Raw genomic sequence first — 23,360 nt, 5'->3', positions numbered from 1 at the left:
ACTTTGCTCCAGATCTCAGTTTTAGACTGAATCAACAAGCCGAAGCATCCAATATAATGATAAAAGCGCTGCCATAAACGCTTAAGGAAACTGCAACATGGCCTTTAAAGATGCAATGCCTTCAGTACTACTAGAAAATGTAGTCAATTTAATTCATAAAAAAATCCCTAATTCTCAAGCTAAACAAGTTGAGCAATTTGCCAATTGTATATACGCCCATATGTCAAAAGACGACTTAAATGCTCGTAATGACAGCGACCTTTATGGTGCCGTACTAAGCCTTTGGAATGCGCTAAACAAATCAGCTAAAACCAACAGCCACATCCGTGTGTTTAACCCAAGTCAGTCGAAACATGGCTGGCAGTCTACCCATAGTATTATTGAAATTATTCAACCAGATATGCCTTTCTTGGTTGACTCAGTGACTATGGCATTAAACCGCATGGGCATTACGGCACACATGGTGTTACATACACCGTTAGCATTAGTTCGTGATGAGGAATTGGTTAAAGAAGTTTCTTTTATTAAAGATGCACCAGAAGCAACTGAAAATGTTGCGGTATTTTTAATTGAAATCGATCGTCAAAGTAGCGAAGCCGATATTAAAGCCATTGGTAAAGAGCTTGAATCAGTTTTTGCTGATGTTGTGTCTTCAGTTGATGATTGGCAGCAAATGTCAGATAAGTTAACCGAGACGGTTAAGCAATTACCAAAGCAACCATTTCCAGGCGATAAAGCCGAAATGGAAGAAGCGACTAAATTCCTAACTTATCTTAATAATCATCATTTTACATTACTTGGTTACAGACATTACGAGTTAAAGCGTGTTGAAGGTGATGTTGAGTTAGTACCAGATTTAGATTCAAGCTTAGGCTTAATGAGCCGCTCGAGTGCTGAACATGCAGATCGTGGATTACTTTTGTCTACGTTCTCAGCTTCTGCCCGTAAAGAAGCGCTGGATGAAAGCTTATTAGTGCTTACTAAAAGCTCAACCAAAAGTCGTGTACATCGCCCTGCATATGTCGATTATGTGGGTATCAAACGTTTTGATAAAGCAGGTAATGTCATAGGCGAAGACCGATTCTTAGGCCTATATGCTTCTAATTTATATAATCGAAGCCCACGTGAAATTCCGCTACTGGCTGGTAAAGTTGAACGCGTTATGGAGCAGTCAGGTTTAACGCCTCGCTCTCATGACTATAAAGCGTTAATGAATATCCTTGAGAACTTACCTCGCGATGAGCTGATACAAGCTAAAGAAGATGAGCTTGCTCATATCGCTCGCGGCGTTTTAGAAATGCAAGATCGTGACAAATTAAAGTTATTTGTTCGTAAAGACGGTTTTGGTCGTTTCTTATCTTGTTTGGTGTATGTATCAAAAGATCGTTACAACACCAAATTACGTCAAGATACACAACGCATTTTGGCTCAACATTTTAACAGTAGTGAAGATGTTGAATTTACCACTTACTTCTCAGAATCAACTTTAGCGCGTACTCATTACATCATTAAAGTTGACAATAATAATATGGACGTCGATGTGGCTGCTATTGAGAAAAACCTAATTGAAGCAGCTCGCTCTTGGGAAGATAAACTACATAGTTCACTGAATAATGCTCTTGGTGAGCAGTCAGGAACGGGTCTTATTAAGCGTTACTTCACGGCATTTTCACCGAGTTATAAAGAAGATGTGTTGCCTAGTTCAGCAGTGGTTGATATTCAACACCTTGAAGCATTGAACGACGAACATAAATTGGGCATGCTTTTTTATCAGCCACAAGAAACGGCATTAAATGATAATAAAGTCCGCTTAAAGCTATTTCATAAAGATGAACCTATTCATCTTTCTGATGTGCTACCTATGCTTGAAAACTTTGGTTTGCGGGTCATTAATGAACGCCCGTACGAAGTTAAAACTGCAGATGGTCAAACCTTCTGGATTTTAGACTTCTTAATGACAGTGCAGGGCGCTGCCATTGAAAACCTTGCTGATAGCCAAGATCGTTTTCAAAATGCATTATCACAAGTTTGGGATAAAGAACTTGAAGATGATGGCTTTAACCGAATGATTTTAGCGACCAGTTTAACGGGTCGTGAAGTGTCTATTCTGCGTGCTTACGCAAAATATATGCGTCAAATAGATGCAACTTTTAGTCAGTCATACATTGAAGAAACGTTTAATCGCTATCCGCAAATAGCTGACTTACTAGTTAAAATGTTCATTCGTAAATTTAATCCAAAATTAAAAACTCGTACGTTAAATAAGTTTTTAGAACAGGTGGATTTGCGTCTTGAGGACGTATCGAGCTTAGATGATGATCGTATTATTCGTCGTTATTTAGATTTGATCAACGCAACACTGCGTACCAATTTCTATCAAACATTGAACAAAAACGAAAACAAGCCGTACATTTCGTTTAAGTTCTTACCTGAAGACATTCCTGAAATGCCTCGCCCATTACCGAAATTTGAAATCTTCGTATACTCTCCGCGAGTTGAAGGTGTTCATTTACGTGGCGGTAAAGTAGCGCGTGGTGGTTTACGTTGGTCTGACAGACGTGAAGATTTCCGTACTGAAGTGCTTGGTCTTGTAAAAGCGCAACAGGTTAAAAACACCGTTATTGTACCTGTTGGTGCAAAGGGTGGCTTCGTGTGTAAACAGCTACCAACTGAAGGTGGCCGCGAGGCATTCTTTAATGAAGGCCAAGCATGTTACCGATTATTTATCCGGGGCTTACTTGATATCAGCGACAACATCATTGAAGGCAAAGTGGTACCGCCAAAAGATGTAGTACGTCATGATGAAGATGATGCATACCTCGTTGTTGCAGCTGATAAAGGTACTGCGACTTTCTCTGATATTGCCAACGAAATTGCCATTGAGTATGACTTCTGGTTAGGTGATGCTTTCGCATCTGGCGGCAGTAACGGTTATGACCATAAAAAAATGGGTATTACTGCGAAAGGCGCTTGGGAATCGGTTAAACGTCATTTCCGTGAAGAAGGTATTGATTGCCAAACAACTGATTTTACCTGTTTAGCTGTGGGTGACATGGCAGGCGATGTATTTGGTAACGGTATGTTGTTATCGCGCCATACTAAGCTCGTTGCAGCATTTAACCACATGCATATCTTTGTTGATCCAAACCCGGATACTGAAAAGAGTTACGTAGAGCGTGAGCGTTTGTTTAATCTACCGCGTTCAAGCTGGGAAGATTACAACACTAAATTGATGTCTAAAGGTGGGGTGATTTTTAATCGTTCTGCTAAGTCACTTAAGTTGACTAAAGAAATCAAGGGAATGCTTGAAACTGATTCAGACACCATGACCCCGAACCAGTTAATGCAAGCATTGCTAAAAATGCGTGTTGATTTGATTTGGAATGGTGGTATTGGTACTTACGTTAAAGCGACTTCTGAAACGCATGCTGAAGTTGGCGATCGTGCAAATGATGCTATTCGTGTTAATGGTAATGAATTAAACGCTAAAATCATTGGTGAAGGTGGTAATTTAGGTGCGACACAATTAGGGCGTATTGAATTCGCGGCTAATGGTGGTCGAGTTAATACTGACTTTGTTGATAATGTTGGCGGTGTTGATTGTTCAGATAATGAAGTGAACATTAAAATCTTACTCAATACGTTAGTGGCAGACGGTGAACTTACCGTTAAACAACGTAACCGCTTATTAGAGTCAATGACTGATGAAGTGGGGGATATTGTACTTCAAGATTGTAATGATCAAACTCGTACAATTTCAGTGACGCAGGCTCACGGTGTTTCACAATTAAAAGAACACATTCGTTATATTCAATATCTTGAAAAAGATGGCAAGTTGGATAGAGCGTTAGAGTTCCTACCAACAGATGATGAACTTGCAGATCGTTTAGCCAATAGCAGAGCATTAACTCGTCCAGAATTATCTGTGTTAGTTGCTTATGGAAAAATGGTATTAAAAGAGCAATTAGTTACAGCCGAAATCACTGAAGATACATTCTTAAGTAAATTGCTAACGGCTTATTTCCCTCAGAAATTACAAGACAAATATGCTGATAAAATGATTGCGCATCCATTGCGCGGTGAAATTATTGCGACTTCATTAGCTAATGAACTTGTTAATGACATGGGCTTTAATTTCGTGCAACGCATGCAAGATGAGACAGGTGCCACAGTAGCCGAAGCCGCAATTTGTTATACTATGGCTCGCGAAGTTTTCGGTTTAGCTGATTTAACTCAATCAATTACTGAATTAAACGGTATTGTCTCTGCTGACGTGCAAAGTGAAATGCTACATCAACTACGTCGCAATATGCGTCGTGCTTGTCGCTGGTTCATCCGTCATCGCACCAAAGGTGAGAATATTGAGCAAACAGTGGCGTTTTTCAAACCTGTATTTGAAGAATTAAAGACCAATGTTGATCAGTATATGATTGCTGCTGAAGTGATTGCGATTTCAACTGAAATAAAATCACTAACAGAACAAAAAGTACCTGAGTCTTTAGCACAAGTTGTTGCTAAAATGAGTACCTTGTTCTCAGCGTTAGATATCGCCCAAATTGCCCAAATCGAAGGTAAGTCAGTTCAGCTTGTGGCTGAAACCTATTTCAGACTTGGTGCAAAAGTTGAATTACATTGGTTCCTTGAACAAATTAGTAATCAGCCCGTATCTAACCATTGGCAAGCGCTTGCTCGTGCCGCCTTCAGAGAAGAATTAGATTGGCAGCAACGCGCACTGAGCTCTACTGTGCTGCGAGCGTGTACAGATACTTGTAACGCCGATTCAATTATTCAGCAATGGATAGACAATAACGAGAAGCTATTGGAACGTTGGTTCCACCTATTAGCAGACTTTAAAGTCTCTCAAAGTCATGACTTTGCCAAATTCTCGGTGGCGTTACGTGAACTTAATTTGTTGATTCTTCATTGCGAAGGACCGAGATAATTATTTATAATAAGTGAACAAGCCCTGGCAAATAGCCGGGGTTTTTTTTAGGTTTAGGAGAAAGCATGTTTTTTTACAAAGTTGCACAAAAAGTAATGTTTCAAATGGATCCAGAAGTAGCGCATAACATCGCTATTGGAAGTTTAAAAAACACTGGAAACAACCCTTTAAACCTATTTTATAGTCAAAATGTTAGCGCTGCTCCAGTGACTTGCATGGGTATTACATTCAATAACCCTGTAGGCCTTGCTGCAGGCTTAGATAAAGACGGTGAGTCGATTGATGCATTCCATGCCATGGGTTTTGGGCATGTAGAAGTCGGCACTGTCACTCCTCGTCCACAACCAGGTAACGAGCAACCACGTTTATTCAGATTAAAACCAGCGAAAGCGATTATTAATCGTATGGGTTTTAACAATAAAGGTGTTGATAATTTAGTCAGAAATTTAATGGCTAAAAAGACAGACATTATTGTTGGTGTGAATATTGGTAAAAATAAAGATACTCCGGTTGAAGAAGGCAAAAACGATTACTTAATTTGCATGGAAAAAGTTTATCAACATGCAGATTATATTGCGGTTAATATTTCATCACCAAATACACCGGGTCTTCGTACAATGCAATACGGTGAATTGTTAGATGATTTATTAAGCTCGCTAAAAGAAAAGCAAGCAGAGCTAGCTAAAAAGTATAATAAATATGTTCCAGTTGCATTGAAAATAGCGCCAGATTTAACCACTGAAGAAATTGAGAAAATTGCTGAGTCATTATTCAAAAGTAAATTTGACGGCGCAATTGCCACAAACACCACATTAAGTCGTGATGCTGTGGTTGGCCTTGATAATGCCGATGAAATGGGTGGTTTGAGTGGTAAACCGTTAACCGATCTTTCAACTAAAGTGATCAAACAATTAGCTGAATATTTAAACGGTGAGATCCCAATTATTGGCGTTGGCGGAATCAATAGTGCAGAAGATGCTTTAGCTAAATTTGACGCAGGTTCTCAATTAGTTCAGATATATACTGGCTTTATTTACCAAGGTCCTGGATTAATTAACGATATTGTAAAAGCCTATAAAGCAAAATAAGATCTGAATAGTTTAAAAACCAACCAAAGATCCTTTTTTTAGATCTAATAAAGTTATAGCGATCGAATTAACGATCTTTCGATCGTTGTAACTTTATGATCTTTATATCAAAAATATTCAATAATGTTTTGATATTGTCTGAAATATAAACTATTATCACCTTGTATTCTTATAATTAGGTACTAAAAAATGTTATTAATGCCAAATAAGGACTGGCAGTGGGAATATAATGAAGACTATAAGCAATTAAGTATTTCATTAGGTTCCGAGATGGAGTTCTTAACCCCATACAAAACTAAAGCACTCATTCCTGATGCATTAATAACATCGGAATTTAGTGTCGAACACGCTAAATTCTATATCAATTTGCTTGAAACTCTTCCAAAAGTTATCAATATGTCAGATGCTGCTGTTGTTCAAACAGCACTAAATGCAACCGCTGCGCATTTTTTGTTAAAACCACAAATGCCTAAATCTTGGTTTTTTGAAATAAGCCAAGAATGTGTTTATTGTGAAGTCGGTAAGTTATTTAACCTCAATGCTAATGGTACTCGCGTTTTAGTCATGGTGGTTGAGAATAGCCTACAAGCTGCATTAGTGATGGTACTGTCTAAAGAGTGTCCATTATCTGAGAACAAAACTCTGCAGCAATTTGAAACAATTAAAGTGATGCATAATAGACTCAATCCGCTTAGAAAAGCTCAACTTGTGGTTGCTGCATAATCAAATAGAATTGTTTCTTCGACGTTAGCTTCTTTAATATTGGTTTCTCTAGCATTGGTTTCTCTAACATAGATTTCTTTAACATCGTTTTTTACAACATTAGTTTAGGCTTAACACTTTAGTGAAGCTTATCTATTATTGTTTTAGAAGCTATAAAGTTTAACTATTCAATATCTATTTTGCTGTATTAGATGACTTTGCAACAAAGTTTACTTCTCACAACATTAACTCCTTTCATCACTTATTATAAGTCAGATGCATGTCTTACTGAGCAACTCTTGTTATTACTCATCGTAAAAATGCCTAGAATAGCTAAAAATCAAAACCTATTACTTGATGCAGTTGTGAGCTTTAAAGGTTCGTTTTAGTATAATCATGTCTATATGTATTAATAAATATCGCTAATCTTTGAAATGTTAAATTTAGCTGGTAAGGTGAAAAGTCATAAATGTTGGAATACTAAAAGACCATGAAGATGAATATAGTGATTAAACCAATTGTTGCAGAACAAGATAGCGAAGTTGCATTAATTATTAAAACTGTTGGCAAGGAATTTGGTGCGATTGGCGAAGGTTTTGGACCGTCAGATCCTGAAGTAGAGCAAATGAGTCAGCATTATCATTACAATAATAAGAGTATCTATTTAGTGGCATCGTTAGATGGGAAAATTTTAGGTTGTGGTGGCGTCGCTTCTTTTAATGAGTCAGAAGATACTTGTGAGCTTCGTAAGTTATTTTTGCTACCCGAGAGCCGTGGATTAGGTATAGGCATGCAACTCACTCAAGCTTGCTTGGAATTTGCTGAAGATATGGGGTTTAAACAATGTTATTTAGATACATTAACCAGTATGACCGCTGCGATTAAGTTATATGAGAAAGTAGGTTTTGAGCATCTTAACCAACCTCTGGATGGTACCATTCACGATGGCTGTGATGTTTGGATGCTTAAAAAGTTTTAGTACAGATTCGGGTTGTTAAATGGCGAGTGATCTTTTACAACGTTCCCTGTACTCCTTCATCCATTGCACCAATCTTTAATCGAAATTCACAACTCTCAGATAGATTGTCATTACAGCGTGTTCTATTAGATTATTTCCAAAAAAGATTGTTGTCGATAACTATTTTATGATTTTATGGTCAATTATTGCTACCTAATTTCAGTTGTCCTACAATCAAATTAAACAAGTATAACCTTAAAATAACTCAGGGAATTATATGTTCGATTATTTGAAAGGCTCTGCCAAAATACATCGTTCAGAATATACCTTTTGGCGCTTTAAACACTTTCACATTTACCAAGTCATGTTGCCTTATTCGGGGTTTGTGCTTTCAGTTATTCCGATATACCTGTTATTTGGTTTTTTTGACTATCAGCACTTACAGGAAGATGCGTGGCTAGCAACAATGACCCGGCTGTTTTTTTCTTTTTTATGTGTGGCACTTTTATTATTATTAAAACGTTATTCGCCAAAACATTTAGATTTAGCTGAATTAACTTTAGTGTTATGTGTTTATTGGTCATTGACTTATATTGGCCAGATGGCAATGTACGGAGGGGATTTTAACTATCAATCGGGCGGTATATTGGTCATGGCTTATGTCGGCGCCTTGTCACGCTTGCCGTTCAAAGCCAGTTTTATCGCACTTACATTTATGGCAATTTGTTACGTATGGATGATATCTCCTTTAAGGTTAGAGCATGATTTTGCAGAAGAAATAGATCGTTTATCTATCATGTCGGCTATTTATATCATGTGCCTTATTGCTTGTTTAAGACGAGAGTCTGAAACACATACAAGTTTTGAACAATATTCACAAATCCGCAGTCAGCAACTTAAGTTAAAAGCCAGCCAGCGTAAATTATCGCTACAAGCGGTAACCGATCCATTAACCGAATTAAAAAATAGACTCTACTTAACCCAAAATGCAGCTCTATTTGTCCAAAATGCACAGCAATCAAAGCAAGGTATGAGTTTACTCATGATTGATATAGATAACTTTAAATCAATCAATGATGTATACGGGCATCAAGTGGGTGATAATGTGATTTATGGTGTTGCGCAAATCATCAGGCAGCATTGTGGACGTTATACAGGGATGAACATTCGATATGGTGGGGAAGAGTTCTTATCGGTATTCCATTGCTTTAGTGAGTCAGAGCTACAGCAAATTGCGGAATCAATATTAACCGACGTGGCAAAACTCTATTGGCCTGATAAAAACTTAAGAGTCACCGTTTCTATTGGTTTAGCTACCAACAAAAAACAGTCATTAAATATGCATGAGTTAATTAATCAAGGCGATAAAGCTTTATACCTAGCGAAACACAAAGGTAAAAATAGAATCGAAATATATAGCGATAAGCCCTAGTTATAGCTCTAGTTATAGCCCTAACCCTAACCATAAAGCGGTAGCAGCGTTTCTGTTTTAATTTTCTTCATTTAAGCATTAATATCTAATATAAAATATTATTGTCTAATTAAAAAATAACTAACCATGACGGGCAGTTAAGTACTTGCGAGATGTAAATACATCAACTACTTTTACTGAGTAGTAACTCTTTATATTACAAATTTATCGTTGTTAAATTAGATGGTTAACACTAGTAATTATCTCAATTTTTATGCCTCTTTGATGTTTAAATTGTTGCATTAGTTGTAGTGTGAAAAACAGACTAGATCTATCGATAATATTTTTATTTAGATATTTGCAGCGTTAAACCCTAAATAATTCCCATATATGGTCGATTATATAGGTGTGGTATTTCTAAACTTAGTTAAGTGGTATTTGATCTGGGAAGCCTCACAGTGATCACGCATGTGATCTAATCCCTATTATAAGAATACGGTGATATATCATGAATGCTGTCTATCTTTTCTTTCGTAAAACAAGCATTGCAAATCGCTTACTAGCAATGATTATCGTGGCTGCATTCGCCACTATCCTAATGTTCTTCTTCGCTTTTAATCGTATTGATAATGTTCTAGTACAAGAAAAAGAATCGAAGTTAACTTCTTTGGTTGGAGTAGCGAGTTCAGTTATTTCGCAGTTTCATCAGCAGTCACAAGAAGGAAAATTAACCGATGCTGAAGCAAAGGCGGCGGCAATAACAGCGCTAAATGAACTACGTTATTCTGGCAATGAGTATTTTTTTACTATCAACCTTGATGGGATAATGGTGCAACATGCTTTCGCTAAAAAATTAATCGATACTAACGTGTTATCAATGCGTGATCCCGAGAATGTTCCTTTATTCCAGTTAATGATTGAGCGTACAAACTCCGCTAAGAATGCCACTGTGAATTATATGTGGAATAAGCCAGAACAAGATTCACCTAGTCCTAAAATGAGTGTGGTAGAGCGTTTTCAGCCATGGGGATGGATTATCGGAACCGGCATTTATATCGATGATATCCAAGCTCAAAAGACAGAATTTGCTATGCAATATTTAATACTTTTACTGATTGTATGGTTGCCAATCATCATTATTTTGTTTGTCATTACTCGCAGTATTGCTGAGCCCATGTCGCAAACCATTACTGCTTTTGAGAATATTGCGAAAGGCGAAGGGGATTTAACATTAAGGTTGTCTGAAGCTGGTCAAGATGAATTAAATCAAATCGCGCAAAATTTTAATATTTTCACTGATAAAATTCAGAAGTTAGTGACCTCGGTCGCGGATTCTGTGTCAGAGAGTCATACCCTGGCTAATGATTTATCGACTATTTCTTCACAGGCCAATCAAATATCTTCCAACGTGCAAATGGAAACTGAAAATGTCGCCACTGCAATTAATGAGATGTCGATGACTGCAGCTGAAGTGGCTTCAAACGCCCAAGCTGCAGCATCAAGTGCTAATGTTGCTGATAGCGAAGCGGATAAAACGGCTGAGATTGTTGATAATGCGATAGTGAAAATTGGCGATTTATCCACGGAACTTCAACAAACTGAAATTGTAGCGAAAGGATTAAAGGTCAGTTCCAGCCAAATAGGGCAAATATTGGATGTTATTGTAGGTATTGCGGAACAGACTAACTTATTGGCTCTGAATGCAGCGATTGAAGCAGCAAGAGCTGGTGAAGCTGGTCGAGGTTTCGCAGTTGTAGCTGATGAAGTAAGAACATTAGCGAGCCGAACTCAAGATTCTACCCGCGAAATTAATGGCATTATTGATGCTATCAGAGAAGCTATTGAAAATGTTAACCAGTCAGTCGAACGCGCGATAACGCAATCTGATGAAACAGTGACAGAAACCCAAAAAGTAGAAGCTGCACTCAATTCGATTAAAACAGCGATTGGTGACATATCGCAAATGAACATTCAAATTGCTGGCGCAACTGAAGAGCAAAGCGCTGTTATATCTGAACTTAATATGAACATTACAAGAATTAATGACATGTCTGTTGAAAATAAAACTCACAATGAACAACTTTCTAATAGCAGTATACAAATAGCAGAAGGTTCTACTCAATTAGAAAGTATTGTTGGTAATTTTAAAGTCTAATGGCTTTTTCGAATACTCAGCTTTTGTGTCATTGATACAAATTTTATATCAATGACAGGATTAACTGTAAAAGCTAACTCGCTTTATAAAAGTCATCACTCACTTAGCTTAGGTCATATGTTTATCTGGTATATTATTTTAAGTGAGTTTAACGATAGGTAAATTGCTACAGCGGATATTGATGATTATATTTAAGATAATTTAATGCTGTATTTCAGAAATTTCATTTTCCCAAAGACATCAGTTTTATCTGAATAAAATATAATTAATATCTTCAGAGTTGAGTGAATAACTTACTTTGTATTCATTTCTAATCTTGTTTTAATTTCAACATAATACTTAACACATCTTGATAAGAGATTTTGAACTCTCTAGAAAGCTGAATAATCTTGGCTTTATATGTCTGAATATGCTCTTGTTTTACGAGTTCGGTTTGCTTTTCTTCAACTAACTCAGAAACGACTTCCTCAAGAATTTTGATACGGCGTAAGCTGTAATCTAAAGAAGACAAATAGGTCTTCATTTGAACTCTGTTACGAGCATTCTCTAAACTCTTAGTGGTACGATTTTCAAAATCTAATTCATCGAAAGCATTAATAACATTTTGTAAATTAATATCTGTCATATTGAAAACTACTTAGAAAGGTGGGTTAATGAATAGCAATAAGGATATTGCAGTGTTTTCATCCATGAACAATCAACTATAGCGACAGTCTATTCAGATTAATGAATTGTTTCAATAGCTATACACGTTTATATTAATGATAGTCTTATTAAATTAGTACATGGAGTGTGAGATGTTAGATTTATTGCCTGATTTATTTGATTATTACGAAGATAAACTGACTTTGGTTCAATCGAATTGGAATACATATGGTGGTAAAACTATTTTCTATGGCGAAATAGTGACGGTTAAGTGTTTTGAAGATAATTCAAAAGTTAAATCAACATTAGCCAGTTCAGGTAAAGGAAAAGTCCTAGTCGTTGATGGTGGCGGTGCATGCCGACGTGCGTTATTAGGTGATATGATTGCTGAATCTGCAGCAAATAATGATTGGGAAGGGATCATTATTTATGGCGCTGTGCGTGATGTTGGCACCCTTGCTACTATTGATATTGGTGTTCAAGCACTTGCGAGCAACCCAATCAAAACCGATAAAAAAGATGTCGGCCTAGTGAATGCGGATATTGAAATCGCTGGCGTCACAATAAAACCTAACATGATGGTTTATGCCGATAAAAATGGTATAGCAGTCTCTGAAAAACCTTTAGATTTAATAGTATTAAGCTAAACTCATATATAGAACAGAATTTCTCATTAAATTTCAATTTGCTTACAAGGATGCAAACATGAAGGCACTTAAATGGCTATTAGGTATTATGGCTAGTTTGATTTTAATACTGGTTGTGTATTTAACGGTATTTTTTGATCTCAATAGTTTTAAACCACAAATTGTAGATGCGGTAAAAGAACAAACTGGGCGTGAGTTTGCTATTAAAGATGATTTAAGTTGGAGTTTCTTTCCTTCTATCGGCATTAACTTGGGCGGAATAACATTGTCCAACCCTGAGAACTTCGCCCCAGCGACTTTTGTTGAAATCAATGAAGCGGTTGCAAATGTGGCATTGATGCCGCTATTAAGCCAAGAAGTTGAAATTGCCATGCTTTCATTAGATGGTTTGACACTTAACATGGTGACAAAAAAAGATGGCGCTAACAGTTTAGATGGTCTTAGTGGTGACAAGGCTGCCACAGCACCTAAAGAAGAGGCCGCACCTTCAGAAAAAAGCGATTTGCAACTTCAAAGCCTACAAATCGGTGGCGTATCAATTACCAATACTAGGATTAATCTCATTGATGAGATTAGTGATACCAAACAAGTCTTCATGTTAAATAGCTTAACCTTAGGTGAATTCTCGTTAGGCAATGCTGCTGATTTTGCTTATGACTTTTCAGCGCAGATGCCTGATATGACGGTAAATAGTAACGGCGAAGGCCAATTGACAGTGCAACATGATTTATCGAAAGTGATGATAAGTGGTTTTTCTATCAATACTGATGTAGCCGGTGACAGTATCCCCAATAAGAAGTTATCAACCCAACTAGTCACTGATATTAATGTTGTACTTGATTCGCAAACGCTTCAGGTTGCAATTAGTAAGCTGTCAGCAATGGATATTAATGCTACTGGTGACATCAAAGTGAACTATGGCAATAAGATCCCGAAAATTAATGTGCAGATGGATTTTGGTGATATAGACCTTGATTCCCTAATGCCAGCAAGTGAACAAACTGAAACCAAAGAAACAGAGCAAGTTGCTTCAACAACACCTGCCGAGGAGCCCGATTTATCGGCGCTTAAAACGATTGATTTAACCTTAGGCATGACGGTTAAGTCGATAAAGGTTTCAAATTTATTAACTCAAGACTGGAAAATGAAAGCGACTGTGAAAGATGGTATTGCTAATCTGAGTGATTTTTCAGCTAATTTGTACGAGGGTAGTATCACAGCTAAAGCAAAACTTGATGGACGCCAAAAAGTGGCAAGTTACAATTTCGAGCAAACGCTTTCAGGGGTACAATTCCGTCCGCTATTAAAAGATGCTGCTAATATTGATTTAATTTCTGGCGCTGCAAACTTTAATGTCAAAGGTTCTGGTAAGAGTTTACTCCCTGACAACTTGAAGAAGAACCTATTAGCAAATGGTGATTTCGCTATTGCTGATGGTTCGCTTTACGGGGTGAATATTCCGCAAATGATCCGTAGTGCTCAAGATAAGTTAAAAGGGGATTTATCAGCTAAAAATGATGAAGAACTCAAAACTGACTTCACCAGTTTAACCGGTTCTTATTCACTGAAAAATGCGGTATTTACTAACCCAGATTTATCAATGGCTTCGCCATTAATACGTTTAGCTGGTAATGGTAGTGCCAATATTGACTCGCAAACTGTTGATTATAAACTTACGACATCTGTCGTTGGTTCACTTGCAGGTCAAGGCGGTGGCAGCGATGCGTTAGCTGGTGTGGATATACCTTTAACCATTAAAGGCAGTATGCAAGACCCTAAATTTGGTATTGATACTAGCGCATTGTTTGATGCTAAGTTAAAAGGTGAAACTGATAAGCTAAAAGATAGCTTGTTCAAAAAATTAGGAGGGTTTTAATGAAACGTTTTATAGGCTGCTTAAGTTTACTGTTAGTAGGTTGTAGTGCGACAAGTACCGATGTTACAGCACAAAACAGCAAAGAGGCAGCAGCAGAGGTAAAACCCGTAATGCAAGCCAAAACAATTATGTTAGGCGCTGGAGTCTCAACAATGGCTGAAACACTGTTAGTCGGATTTTTAGAAGCTAAAGAATATACCGATCCAAGTAAAGCAATGTCATTGACACATACAGTCACTAACAGCCAAAGTCGTAGTGTTAATTTACGATTTAACTCGGGAATGACAGCTGATTTGTGGTTATACGATCCTAAAGGGCAAAAGGTATGGTCATCATCGCAAGATATGATGTATACCCAAGCGTTAAGAGATGTGACGTTAGCACCAGCACAAACGATTAAATCTAGATTCAGTGTTCCTGCTGCGATTATGGAAAAAGTTTCAGGCCCTGGTTATCGCTTTGAAGTAAAATTTGCAGGTAAAGCAGAAGGCAGTAGCTTACCGTTAATCAATGCAGGTTCAACGCCGCTTATCGTTAAATAAAATAGCTTATTGAACTGATTTAGTATGAATGAAATAAAAAACGGCCAGTGATTTCACTGGCCGTTTTTATTCGTTGTGCTATTGAATGTTAATGAATGCTAGATTATAGAATGTGGCATTCATCGACAATCTTCACTTCATTAGATTAACACTGTTACGCGTTCACTTTACTCACATCAACAACGAGTCTTAACATTTGACCTGGTTGAATGTATTTAGTGTTATGCAGCTTATTCCACTTGATTAAATCATCGACTGAGACATTAAACCGATTAGCGATACGTGCTAAAGAATCCCCTGAACGCACTTTATAATTAACCGTACGCTCTGTGGCATTACTAGATGTTGCACTGCCAATCGTCAGTACTTTACCTATGCTTAATGCGCCATTTTTAGGTAATCTATTCCAGCGAATTAACGCATCTACAGAGACATCAAACTGACGTGCAATAACCCATAATGAATCGCCAGACTTAACGGTATACGTCATCGCTTTAGGTGTTAACTGGTTTTGTGCTAATAGCTCATCGGTTGTTAAATCAGCCCCTTCAGGTGGAACTGGAATTATAAGATATCGGCCAGCACGGATATTGTTGTTCTTTAGGTTATTACTAGAACGGATAAACGAGGGTGAAGTATCAAAACGTTTCGCAATGTGACTGACCGTATCACCAGATTGAATTTTATAACGATGCCAATTTAGCTTTGATTTGGGATCTAATTGGGCAAGCTTTTGCTCAAAAACATCTTTTTTGTCGTAAGGCACAACCAAAGTATGGGGACCATCAGGTGATGTCGCCCAGCGGTCAAGCCCAGGATTTAAACTTTTAAGCTCATTAATATTCATATCTGCTAAATCAGCAGCAAGCTTTAAGTCCATCTGACTTTGGATATCAACGATGGCGATATGAGGTTCATTACTGATAGGTGTTAGATTAATGCCATATTTATCAGCATTTTTAATAACGTCAGATAAGGCAATTAACTGCGGGACATAGTGCTGTGTTTCTTTAGGTAACGATAAAGCCCAAAACTCTGTGCTTTTACCTGCAGCTTTATTACGGCGCACTGCATTATTTACACGGCCTTCACCAGTATTATAAGCTGCAATGGCATACAACCAGTTCTCACCTGTACGGACATACAGGTATTCAAGAAAATCTAATGCGGCAATCGTTGCAGCTGGAACATCTCGGCGACCGTCATACCACCAGTCACTCTTTACGCCAAAATGATTGGAGATAGGTGAGGTTAATTGCCAGAGCCCAGACGCGGCACTTGCTGAATAAGCTGAAGGGTCAAATGAGCTTTCTATAATTGGTAATAAGGCGATTTCGATTGGCATATTACGCTTTTCTAACTCTTCTACAATGTAATAAAGATATGGCTCAGCGCGCTTTGAAACGATCTCCAAATGTCTAGGGTTAGCCAGATACCAGTCACGATACTGATTAACCAGTTTATGGTCATATATCGGCAAGGACATTTGCAAACTAATACGTTGCCATACATCGGTAATTTCAACTGGTTTTTCAACTTTTACGATAGTGTCTTCAGGCTCTACAGGCTTTTGAATAGCAATCGGCTCAGGGGTCGGTTTTGGTGTTGTAAGAGTTTGACAACCTGTTAAAAAGGCCATGCCACCAATAAAAATATATAAAGATTTGTGCATCAAAACAATATTCCTAAGTCTTGCAAATAGGCTTAATAAGGTTGTAAGCCTAAAGTGTTGGTCAAAATTAAAGCGGAATTGTAGAGCAAAACACGCTTAATGTCTTTGCTTAGTTACGTTTGCTTGGCTTTGTCAGTATTTTAAAAATTATTTTTCCATTGTCTTAATAGGGTAAATGTCTGTAAATCAGTCGGATTCTCTACATCAAATTGCTCAGAAACAGATTGTTTTATTTCTGTACAATTACTTCTTAGAAATGGATTAATTGCTAATTCTGTTGCTATAGTAGAAGGAATTGTTGAAATTTTGTTCTCTCTTGCCTTGTGAACTGACTGTTGATATTGCTGCAGTGCACTATTATTCGGCTCGACAACGATGGCAAAGGCTAAATTTGCTTGGGTATATTCATGGGCGCAATAGACTTTTGTATTTGCATTTAAGGATGATAATTTCGCTAAAGAAGCCCTCATTTGTTCAGCCGTTCCTTCAAATAATCGTCCGCAGCCGCCACTAAAGAGGGTGTCGCCACAAAATAAGGCGTCCTCGATTGAATAAGCAATATGCCCAAGGGTATGGCCTGGCACTTCGATGACCTTAACAGGGCTGCTTATATGGGGTAGTGACATTGTCTGATCACGTTCGATTAATTGAGTCAGACCACAAATTTTTTCTTTGCTCGGGCCATATACCGCTAACTGCTGTTGATAAGCTTGCTGTAGTTCAGCGATACCACCGGTGTGGTCAGCATGATGATGGGTAATCAAAATACCCACTAATTCTAGTTTATTGCCTTGAGCATCAGCTTGACTTAAATAGGTTAATACACTCTGTGCACAACCTGGGTCGACCACATAAGCTTTGTTAGAATTAGCTTGATGGAAAAGCCAAATATAATTGTCATTAAAAGCTGGGATGGTAATAACTGAGAGCATGAAAGCAACCTTGATAATAGATGAAACTACAGATTAACGGATTATCTTAGAGACGCCAAATAATGGCCTGCCACTTGAGAGTCTTGTATACCTTATTTGAACAAATTGCCTTGATTGAATCATCTATTAAAGCGGAAATACAGACTAGAAATGAAGAGCATATGTTGATACAGAATTGGTATTGATCGTTAAACTTTGAGCGGCTCGCATGTTGGTAGCCAAAGTCCAGAGATTCGAAAGTTCTGCTTAATTTACCTACTGTTGTCAATAGCATAATTTATTGAATCGCCTTAGGGACTTTAGTTCAAAAAAACTCAAAAATCGTTATACTCAAGTGAGGCGTTACAATCTTAAAGGGTTATTGTTCATGTCAAAAAATGAGAAACCGCAGCAATGGCATCAATTACCTTGTGGTGATGAGATCCAATTAGCAGTTGAGCAGCAACTGGCTAGTTGGTGGCCAAGAATATTCGGTTATCATTTACTTAAACTTGGCCCTCTTAGCCATCAAATCTCCAGTTTACACTGCAACATTGCTCGTCATTTTTCTATTCACGATGGAGAAGGAGCATCAATCATTGCTGACCCCCACCATTTACCGCTCAATAGTGGTTCAATGGATGCGGTATTAATGAGCTTTCTTATAGAGTTTGAACAAGATCCTTACCGGTTACTTAGGGAAGTCGATAGAGTGATGATCAGCGGTGGTTATATCTTTATTTGCGGGTTTAATCCGGTTAGCACTGCATTTATTGGAAAGGTTATGCCTAAATATCAAACAAAACTTCCTTGGTCTGGACAATTCTTCATGCCTGCAAGGGTCCAAGATTGGCTAGGGCTTTTGGGTTATAAAATATTGCAAGATGAACGATTTATATATCATCCACTTATTGGCGATATTAACCAAGGTGCTTGGTGGCAAAACCGAATTGAGCGATGGCTTCCTGGTATTGGCAGTGTTTATCTTATTGTGGCGCGAAAAATGGAGTCACCTTTGACACCGATTAGAGAAAAGAAAAAAGCGCGGGCACCTCAATGGGCGCCAGCATCAACAGCAGGTAGAACGGGTCATTCAAATAAATTAAATAACCCAAACTAAGTTAAATTTATTCAGGCTTATAGTTTTCATCTTCTTGCTCCGGTTTAGCTTCTGCAGCCCACCTAGCTAAATCATCACAGCGTTCATTTTCAGCGTGTCCAGCATGACCTTTAACCCAGCGCCAATCCATTTGGTGAATTTGACTGACTGCATCGAGGCGTTTCCATAAATCGACATTCTTAACGGGTGTTTTAGTGGATGTTATCCAACCTCTTTTTTTCCATCCGTGGATCCATTGCGTGATCCCTTGACGCATATATTGGCTATCACTCGTTAAAATAATATTACACGGTTCATATAAGGCTTCTAATGCTATGATTGGGGCTAATAATTCCATGCGATTATTAGTGGTCAATTTAAATCCGTCAGACAATTCTTTGGTTTGCTGCTTATATTTCATTACAATACCGTATCCGCCAGGACCTGGATTACCCAGACATGAGCCATCAGTATAAATTTTGATTTGTTTTAGTTCTGACATCAAATTGTTACCATACAATACGTATTAATTGCGGCAATTATACTTAAATACACAACTATTAATTGAGTTACCTATGAATATTATTTCTAGCGCAAGTCGCCAGGTTATTTTAGATACAGAAACAACGGGTATGAACCAAGCAGGCGGGCCTGTTTATATTGGTCACCGCATTATTGAAATTGGTTGTGTTGAAGTCATTGACCGTAAATTAACCGGTAGAACTTACCATCAATATATTAATCCTGGTCAGCTCATTGATCCTGAAGCAATTGAAGTACATGGCATCACTGATGAACGAGTAGCAAAAGAGCCTCGTTTTCATCAAATAGCCCAAGCATTTATCGACTTTATTGATGGCGCTGAAATCGTCGCACATAACGCACCGTTCGATATCAGCTTCATGGATCATGAATTTGCAAATCTTCAACCCATCGGCCCCAAAACTGCTGATATTTGTGGCATTCTCGATTCATTAACCGTTGCAAAACATCTTCACCCTGGGCAAAAGAACAACCTTGATGCCCTGTGTCGTCGTTATGGTATCGATCTGTCTCGTCGTACCTATCACGGCGCGTTATTAGATGCCGAAATTCTTGCAGATGTTTATCTGATCATGACGGGCGGACAAATTAAATTTAATTTGTCCAATGAAAAAGCGGGGCAGGAGGGTGGTGGGATACAATTAATTGATCAAAATGAGTTTAATCTTAAAGTGATCTCAGCTACGGCCGATGAATTAGTATTACATGACGAACGTCTTGATTTAGTCAAGAAATCGGGGAAGTGCCTCTGGAGAGGTGAAGCCTAAAATTAAGGTAAAAGCGCAAGTAATGAATGGAATTAAACCGTATTTAATGTCACTGGCATTGTCACTGCTAATACTGATTGCGAGCACCTTTTCTCAATCGGCGTTAGCTGTGCCATATACACAGGCCACTGAACTTAAAAATAGGTTCAGAATTGATCATATGGTCGATGAACTGACATTATTAGTGCAACGTGAATATGGCTCCGCGCCCGTTATTGTCATATTACCCGATGGTTCTAAATGGTATGCCGATAGGCATCCTGAGTCTGTCAAATGGGTTGATGGCTTGACTGGTGATATGATAAAAATCCAAAAGCCAATGCCTGGTCCATGGCAGCTGTTGGGCAGTTTAGCGCCCAATTCAACCATTCAAAAAGTGTCTAACCTTGAAATTGACGTTGAGCCAATTCCACAGCCTTTATTTCAAGGCGAGCGTTTAAAAGTGACATCGCGTTTATTAGGGGATGGATTAACAGTCAGGCTGCCCGGACTTGATTACATGATTGAGTGGACTGTCAAGTTTGCCAGTCATCATAAAAACACTGACGCAAACTTTACCACCGGAACTGTCATCGTAGGTTCCTATAAAGACAATGGCGAAGGGCTAGATGAAGTACCTGATGATGGTATCTTTACTGGTAAGAAAAACCTCAATCAACCGTGGGGGAATTACACCTTAACGGTTGAAGCTCGAAATAATATATTTCAACGAGAAATTAGCTACCCATTTTACTTATCAGAAAAACCGATTGCTGTAGATGTAATTGAACCTGAAGATAAATTAAACGGTGTTTGGCATCTTCAGTTAAACGTTGATGACGACGTTTTACAACTTGAACAAACTCATTTTCATTTTGATATTGTCGGACCAGCTGGCCTTAAGTTACCGATAAGCTTTAATGAGGTTCAGTTCGCTGAAACCTTACTCGCTATCCCATCGGTCACTGGCTTTGGCAGCTATCGAATTAAAGGCTCTGCAGTCTCAACGACCATTGAAGGCCGTGAGATTGTACTGGACTTACCCGAGCAGTTTTTCAATTTAATTGAACCCCCTGCGCCGCCACCATCAGCCGAAGAGTTAGCCCAGCGTGCAGCGATTAAAGCAGCGCAAGAAGAGGCAGCAGCAAAAGATAAAGCCATATTCTGGATTTTAGTCATCAACGGCAGTTTATTAGTGATTGGCATTCTAGGCTTAATTATTTGGCGCAAGAAACAAGCGCTAAACAAAGCGTTAGCGGCAACAAAACTGCGTTTAGAGCAAGAGGGTGGTGCTGAGAATACCGACGAACCAAGCATTGATGATCTCGATTTAACCATGCCAGACGAAAAGTAACTACTACGGTGGAGCTACAATGCTAGCTCCATTTTTAATCATCTCACCATCAATCTTCTATTAGCTAATCATTTAGCGTGTTAAAGAAAGCTTATTCACACTATGGCACCCATTCCAAAAATTGACATTTATCTCTAAAATCAAAACTTTGGGACTCGCTTTTAACTTTCTTGTTACGACTGAGTTTCTTTTTGTAAACCTACTAGTAACCCACATTTTGGAACAAATTCCAGTTTTATCATCACACCATGGATATTAAAAATTCCTAAATCCCAATCTTTCTCATCATTTACGGATGCGATGGAAGGTTATAAATAAAAATAAGGTGATGTAATGAAAAACTGTGTAGTTAACGCCAAGCTAAAGTCATCAGATGTTAAATCTTTTAAATTAAACAAAGGATTGAGCCTAATAGGGCTAGTGGTCGCCAGCGCACTTGCCGCAACAAATGTAAGCGCATCAGTGATTGATGACACTGACGTGAACTTTGGCGGCTATATAAAAGTCGATACCATGTTCAGTGATTATAGTAATGGCGCACCTGACTCTGGTTCAATCTCAAGGCAGTTTTATGTGCCTGGCACTATCTATGGTGTTGATGGTAATGGCAGTCAGGTTGTTGATTTACAAGCTAGGGAATCAAGATTTAATTTTAAAACGGTTAGCAGTATCGACGATCATAAATTAACGAGTTTTATTGAGTTAGATTTTATGACACATGCTGATGGCAATGAACGTGTTTCTAATAGCTATTCGCCGCGTATTCGTCATGCCTTTGTCAGTTTTGACAATTGGATTGTAGGCCAGTCTTGGACCACTTTTCAAAACCCTGCAGCGTTACCTGAAAACCTTGATTTTGTTGGTGCTGCTGAAGGGACACCGTTTGTTCGTCAAACGCAAGTTAGATATACCAATGGTGGGTTTCAATTTTCATTAGAAAACCCCGAAACAACACTAAATGCTTATCAAAGTACAAGCAGAATTGTGAGTGGAAGTGGCATGGTGCCAGACGTTGTCGCACGATATAACATTAAAACAGAGCAGGGGGCTAAGTTTTCTGTTGCCGGTATTGCAAGACAGCTCAATATAGAAACCGAAATCAATGATATTCAGTTAGATGCCACAGCCATGGGTTACGGTGTAAGCGTTAGCGGCATACTTCCCGTCGGAAAAGATGATTTAAAGTTTACAGCGACATATGGAGAAGGTTTAGGTCGTTATATGGCATTAAATTATGTAAATGCCGGCGTTATTGATGCTGATGGCGATATTGACACCATTTCATCCTATGGGGGTTTTATTGCTTATCGTCACTGGTGGAATGATAAATGGCGTACTAGCTTAACAGCTTCAGCCTTTAGTGCTGATAACAATACCAGCTTGATGGCAGATGAGGTCAATAAAGACTCATACTCTGGCTATGTTAATTTACTCTATTCACCTGTTAAGCCTCTGACAGTAGGTGTTGAGTACATGTACGCTAAAAACAGTAAAGAAAATGGCGATGAAGGAGAGTTAAATCGCATTATGTTTTCAGCTAAATACGTATTGTAACTGCTTAACGTTTTGTGGCTCACTTTAATGCTAGGTTTTTCATGTTTAAAAGCAGTATTGATAGGAACTTTAAAGCAGCTTATCAAGCTATAAAAGTCTATAGCTGACCAGACAGTAGATCAGCTATGGACTCAAGCTTGCTTAAGTATACACACTTGCTTAAGTATTCACTCTTGATTCAGTATTCACGCTTGTTTAAGTATTTATCAATAAATAGATTCTTATTTTGAAAAAAGAGAGTAACCCCATGGTTAATTACTGATTAGAAAATTATTGGATGTGAGTTTTATTGTTTGATAAAAATAATGACATCACAAGAAGGGCACTAAACTGGTTTATTTACATCCAAAAAGCTCATGAATTAAGCTTGGTTGAACATTTTTTGGCTAAACAGACAAAAAAATAAAAAAAACGGTTGACGGTTTTTGACGACATCTCTATTATTCTTCGCAACTTAAGTGGAGCGGTAGTTCAGTTGGTTAGAATACCGGCCTGTCACGCCGGGGGTCGCGGGT

17 protein-coding genes are annotated in these 23,360 nt (G+C 38.2%); 13 read left to right on the top strand and 4 right to left on the bottom strand.

Annotated features, from left to right (window positions below):
* Window positions 1–97 precede the first annotated feature (97 nt).
* The 6 genes from LMH66_RS11965 (at window position 98) to LMH66_RS11940 (ending at window position 11,256) form a co-directional block, all read left to right on the top strand.
* Window positions 98–4,942, top strand: a complete 4,845-nt coding sequence (locus tag LMH66_RS11965; protein ID WP_102528742.1) for an NAD-glutamate dehydrogenase — start codon at window positions 98–100, stop codon at window positions 4,940–4,942.
* 65 nt (window positions 4,943–5,007) lie between these two features.
* Window positions 5,008–6,030, top strand: coding sequence for a quinone-dependent dihydroorotate dehydrogenase (pyrD, locus tag LMH66_RS11960; protein WP_229370308.1), 1,023 nt, complete (start codon window positions 5,008–5,010; stop codon window positions 6,028–6,030).
* Between the two features lie 189 nt (window positions 6,031–6,219).
* Window positions 6,220–6,753 carry a cell division protein ZapC gene (locus LMH66_RS11955; RefSeq protein ID WP_229370306.1) on the top strand — a complete coding sequence of 178 codons (534 nt, stop codon included), beginning with the start codon at window positions 6,220–6,222 and terminating at the stop codon, window positions 6,751–6,753.
* 469 nt (window positions 6,754–7,222) lie between these two features.
* On the top strand, window positions 7,223–7,711 hold the full coding sequence (locus tag LMH66_RS11950; protein ID WP_229370304.1) for a GNAT family N-acetyltransferase: 489 nt from the start codon (window positions 7,223–7,225) through the stop codon (window positions 7,709–7,711).
* A 256-nt stretch (window positions 7,712–7,967) separates the two neighbouring features.
* Window positions 7,968–9,122, top strand: coding sequence for a GGDEF domain-containing protein (locus LMH66_RS11945; protein WP_229370302.1), 1,155 nt, complete (start codon window positions 7,968–7,970; stop codon window positions 9,120–9,122).
* 487 nt (window positions 9,123–9,609) lie between these two features.
* Complete coding sequence (locus LMH66_RS11940) at window positions 9,610–11,256, top strand: methyl-accepting chemotaxis protein (protein ID WP_229370301.1); 1,647 nt, start codon at window positions 9,610–9,612, stop codon at window positions 11,254–11,256.
* A 310-nt stretch (window positions 11,257–11,566) separates the two neighbouring features.
* Here LMH66_RS11940 and LMH66_RS11935 read toward each other — a convergent pair whose 3' ends face one another.
* The gene (locus tag LMH66_RS11935; RefSeq protein WP_229370300.1) at window positions 11,567–11,881 is read right to left on the bottom strand and encodes a hypothetical protein; all 315 of its coding nucleotides are present in this window, start codon (window positions 11,879–11,881) and stop codon (window positions 11,567–11,569) included.
* A gap of 172 nt (window positions 11,882–12,053) precedes the next feature.
* On the opposite strand from LMH66_RS11935, the gene LMH66_RS11930 reads away from it, so the two are divergent.
* The 3 genes from LMH66_RS11930 to LMH66_RS11920 are packed head-to-tail and all read left to right on the top strand — an operon-like array spanning window position 12,054 to window position 14,966.
* Window positions 12,054–12,548 (top strand): putative 4-hydroxy-4-methyl-2-oxoglutarate aldolase, encoded by a 495-nt coding sequence (locus tag LMH66_RS11930; RefSeq protein WP_229370299.1) that lies wholly within the window; start codon window positions 12,054–12,056, stop codon window positions 12,546–12,548.
* A gap of 58 nt (window positions 12,549–12,606) precedes the next feature.
* On the top strand, window positions 12,607–14,424 hold the full coding sequence (locus tag LMH66_RS11925; RefSeq protein ID WP_229370297.1) for an AsmA family protein: 1,818 nt from the start codon (window positions 12,607–12,609) through the stop codon (window positions 14,422–14,424).
* Window positions 14,424–14,966, top strand: a complete 543-nt coding sequence (locus tag LMH66_RS11920) for a BsuPI-related putative proteinase inhibitor (protein ID WP_102528751.1) — start codon at window positions 14,424–14,426, stop codon at window positions 14,964–14,966. The genes LMH66_RS11925 and LMH66_RS11920 overlap by 1 nt, the downstream gene beginning before the upstream one ends.
* A gap of 154 nt (window positions 14,967–15,120) precedes the next feature.
* Here LMH66_RS11920 and LMH66_RS11915 read toward each other — a convergent pair whose 3' ends face one another.
* Both LMH66_RS11915 and gloB read right to left on the bottom strand, forming a co-directional pair.
* A complete protein-coding gene (locus LMH66_RS11915) occupies window positions 15,121–16,638 on the bottom strand; it encodes a LysM peptidoglycan-binding domain-containing protein (protein WP_229370295.1) in 1,518 nt (505 codons plus the stop codon).
* Between the two features lie 140 nt (window positions 16,639–16,778).
* The gene (gene gloB, locus LMH66_RS11910) at window positions 16,779–17,570 is read right to left on the bottom strand and encodes a hydroxyacylglutathione hydrolase (protein ID WP_229370293.1); all 792 of its coding nucleotides are present in this window, start codon (window positions 17,568–17,570) and stop codon (window positions 16,779–16,781) included.
* A 367-nt stretch (window positions 17,571–17,937) separates the two neighbouring features.
* Between gloB and LMH66_RS11905 the strand changes: the two genes are divergently transcribed.
* Window positions 17,938–18,669, top strand: a complete 732-nt coding sequence (locus tag LMH66_RS11905) for a class I SAM-dependent methyltransferase (protein WP_229370291.1) — start codon at window positions 17,938–17,940, stop codon at window positions 18,667–18,669.
* A 7-nt stretch (window positions 18,670–18,676) separates the two neighbouring features.
* Here the strand turns inward: LMH66_RS11905 and rnhA are convergent, their stop codons facing one another.
* Entirely contained in the window at window positions 18,677–19,150 is a 474-nt protein-coding gene (gene rnhA / locus LMH66_RS11900) for a ribonuclease HI (RefSeq protein WP_102528755.1), read from the bottom strand.
* A 73-nt stretch (window positions 19,151–19,223) separates the two neighbouring features.
* Here rnhA and dnaQ point away from each other — a divergent pair, with 73 nt between their 5' ends.
* The 3 genes from dnaQ to LMH66_RS11885 all read left to right on the top strand — a co-directional run bounded on the left by dnaQ (window position 19,224) and on the right by LMH66_RS11885 (window position 22,845).
* A complete protein-coding gene (gene dnaQ / locus LMH66_RS11895; RefSeq protein WP_102528756.1) occupies window positions 19,224–19,958 on the top strand; it encodes a DNA polymerase III subunit epsilon in 735 nt (244 codons plus the stop codon).
* A gap of 22 nt (window positions 19,959–19,980) precedes the next feature.
* On the top strand, window positions 19,981–21,291 hold the full coding sequence (locus tag LMH66_RS11890; protein WP_229370289.1) for a TIGR03503 family protein: 1,311 nt from the start codon (window positions 19,981–19,983) through the stop codon (window positions 21,289–21,291).
* Window positions 21,292–21,624: 333 nt separating this feature from the next.
* Window positions 21,625–22,845, top strand: a complete 1,221-nt coding sequence (locus LMH66_RS11885; protein WP_229370286.1) for a DcaP family trimeric outer membrane transporter — start codon at window positions 21,625–21,627, stop codon at window positions 22,843–22,845.
* The last annotated feature ends 515 nt before the right edge of the window (window positions 22,846–23,360 follow it).

It is taken from the genome of Shewanella sp. 10N.7 (assembly GCF_020806285.1).
GTDB lineage: Bacteria > Pseudomonadota > Gammaproteobacteria > Enterobacterales > Shewanellaceae > Shewanella > Shewanella electrodiphila.
Note: the sequence above shows the minus strand (reverse complement) of the source record. Positions and strands in the feature narration are given on the sequence as shown.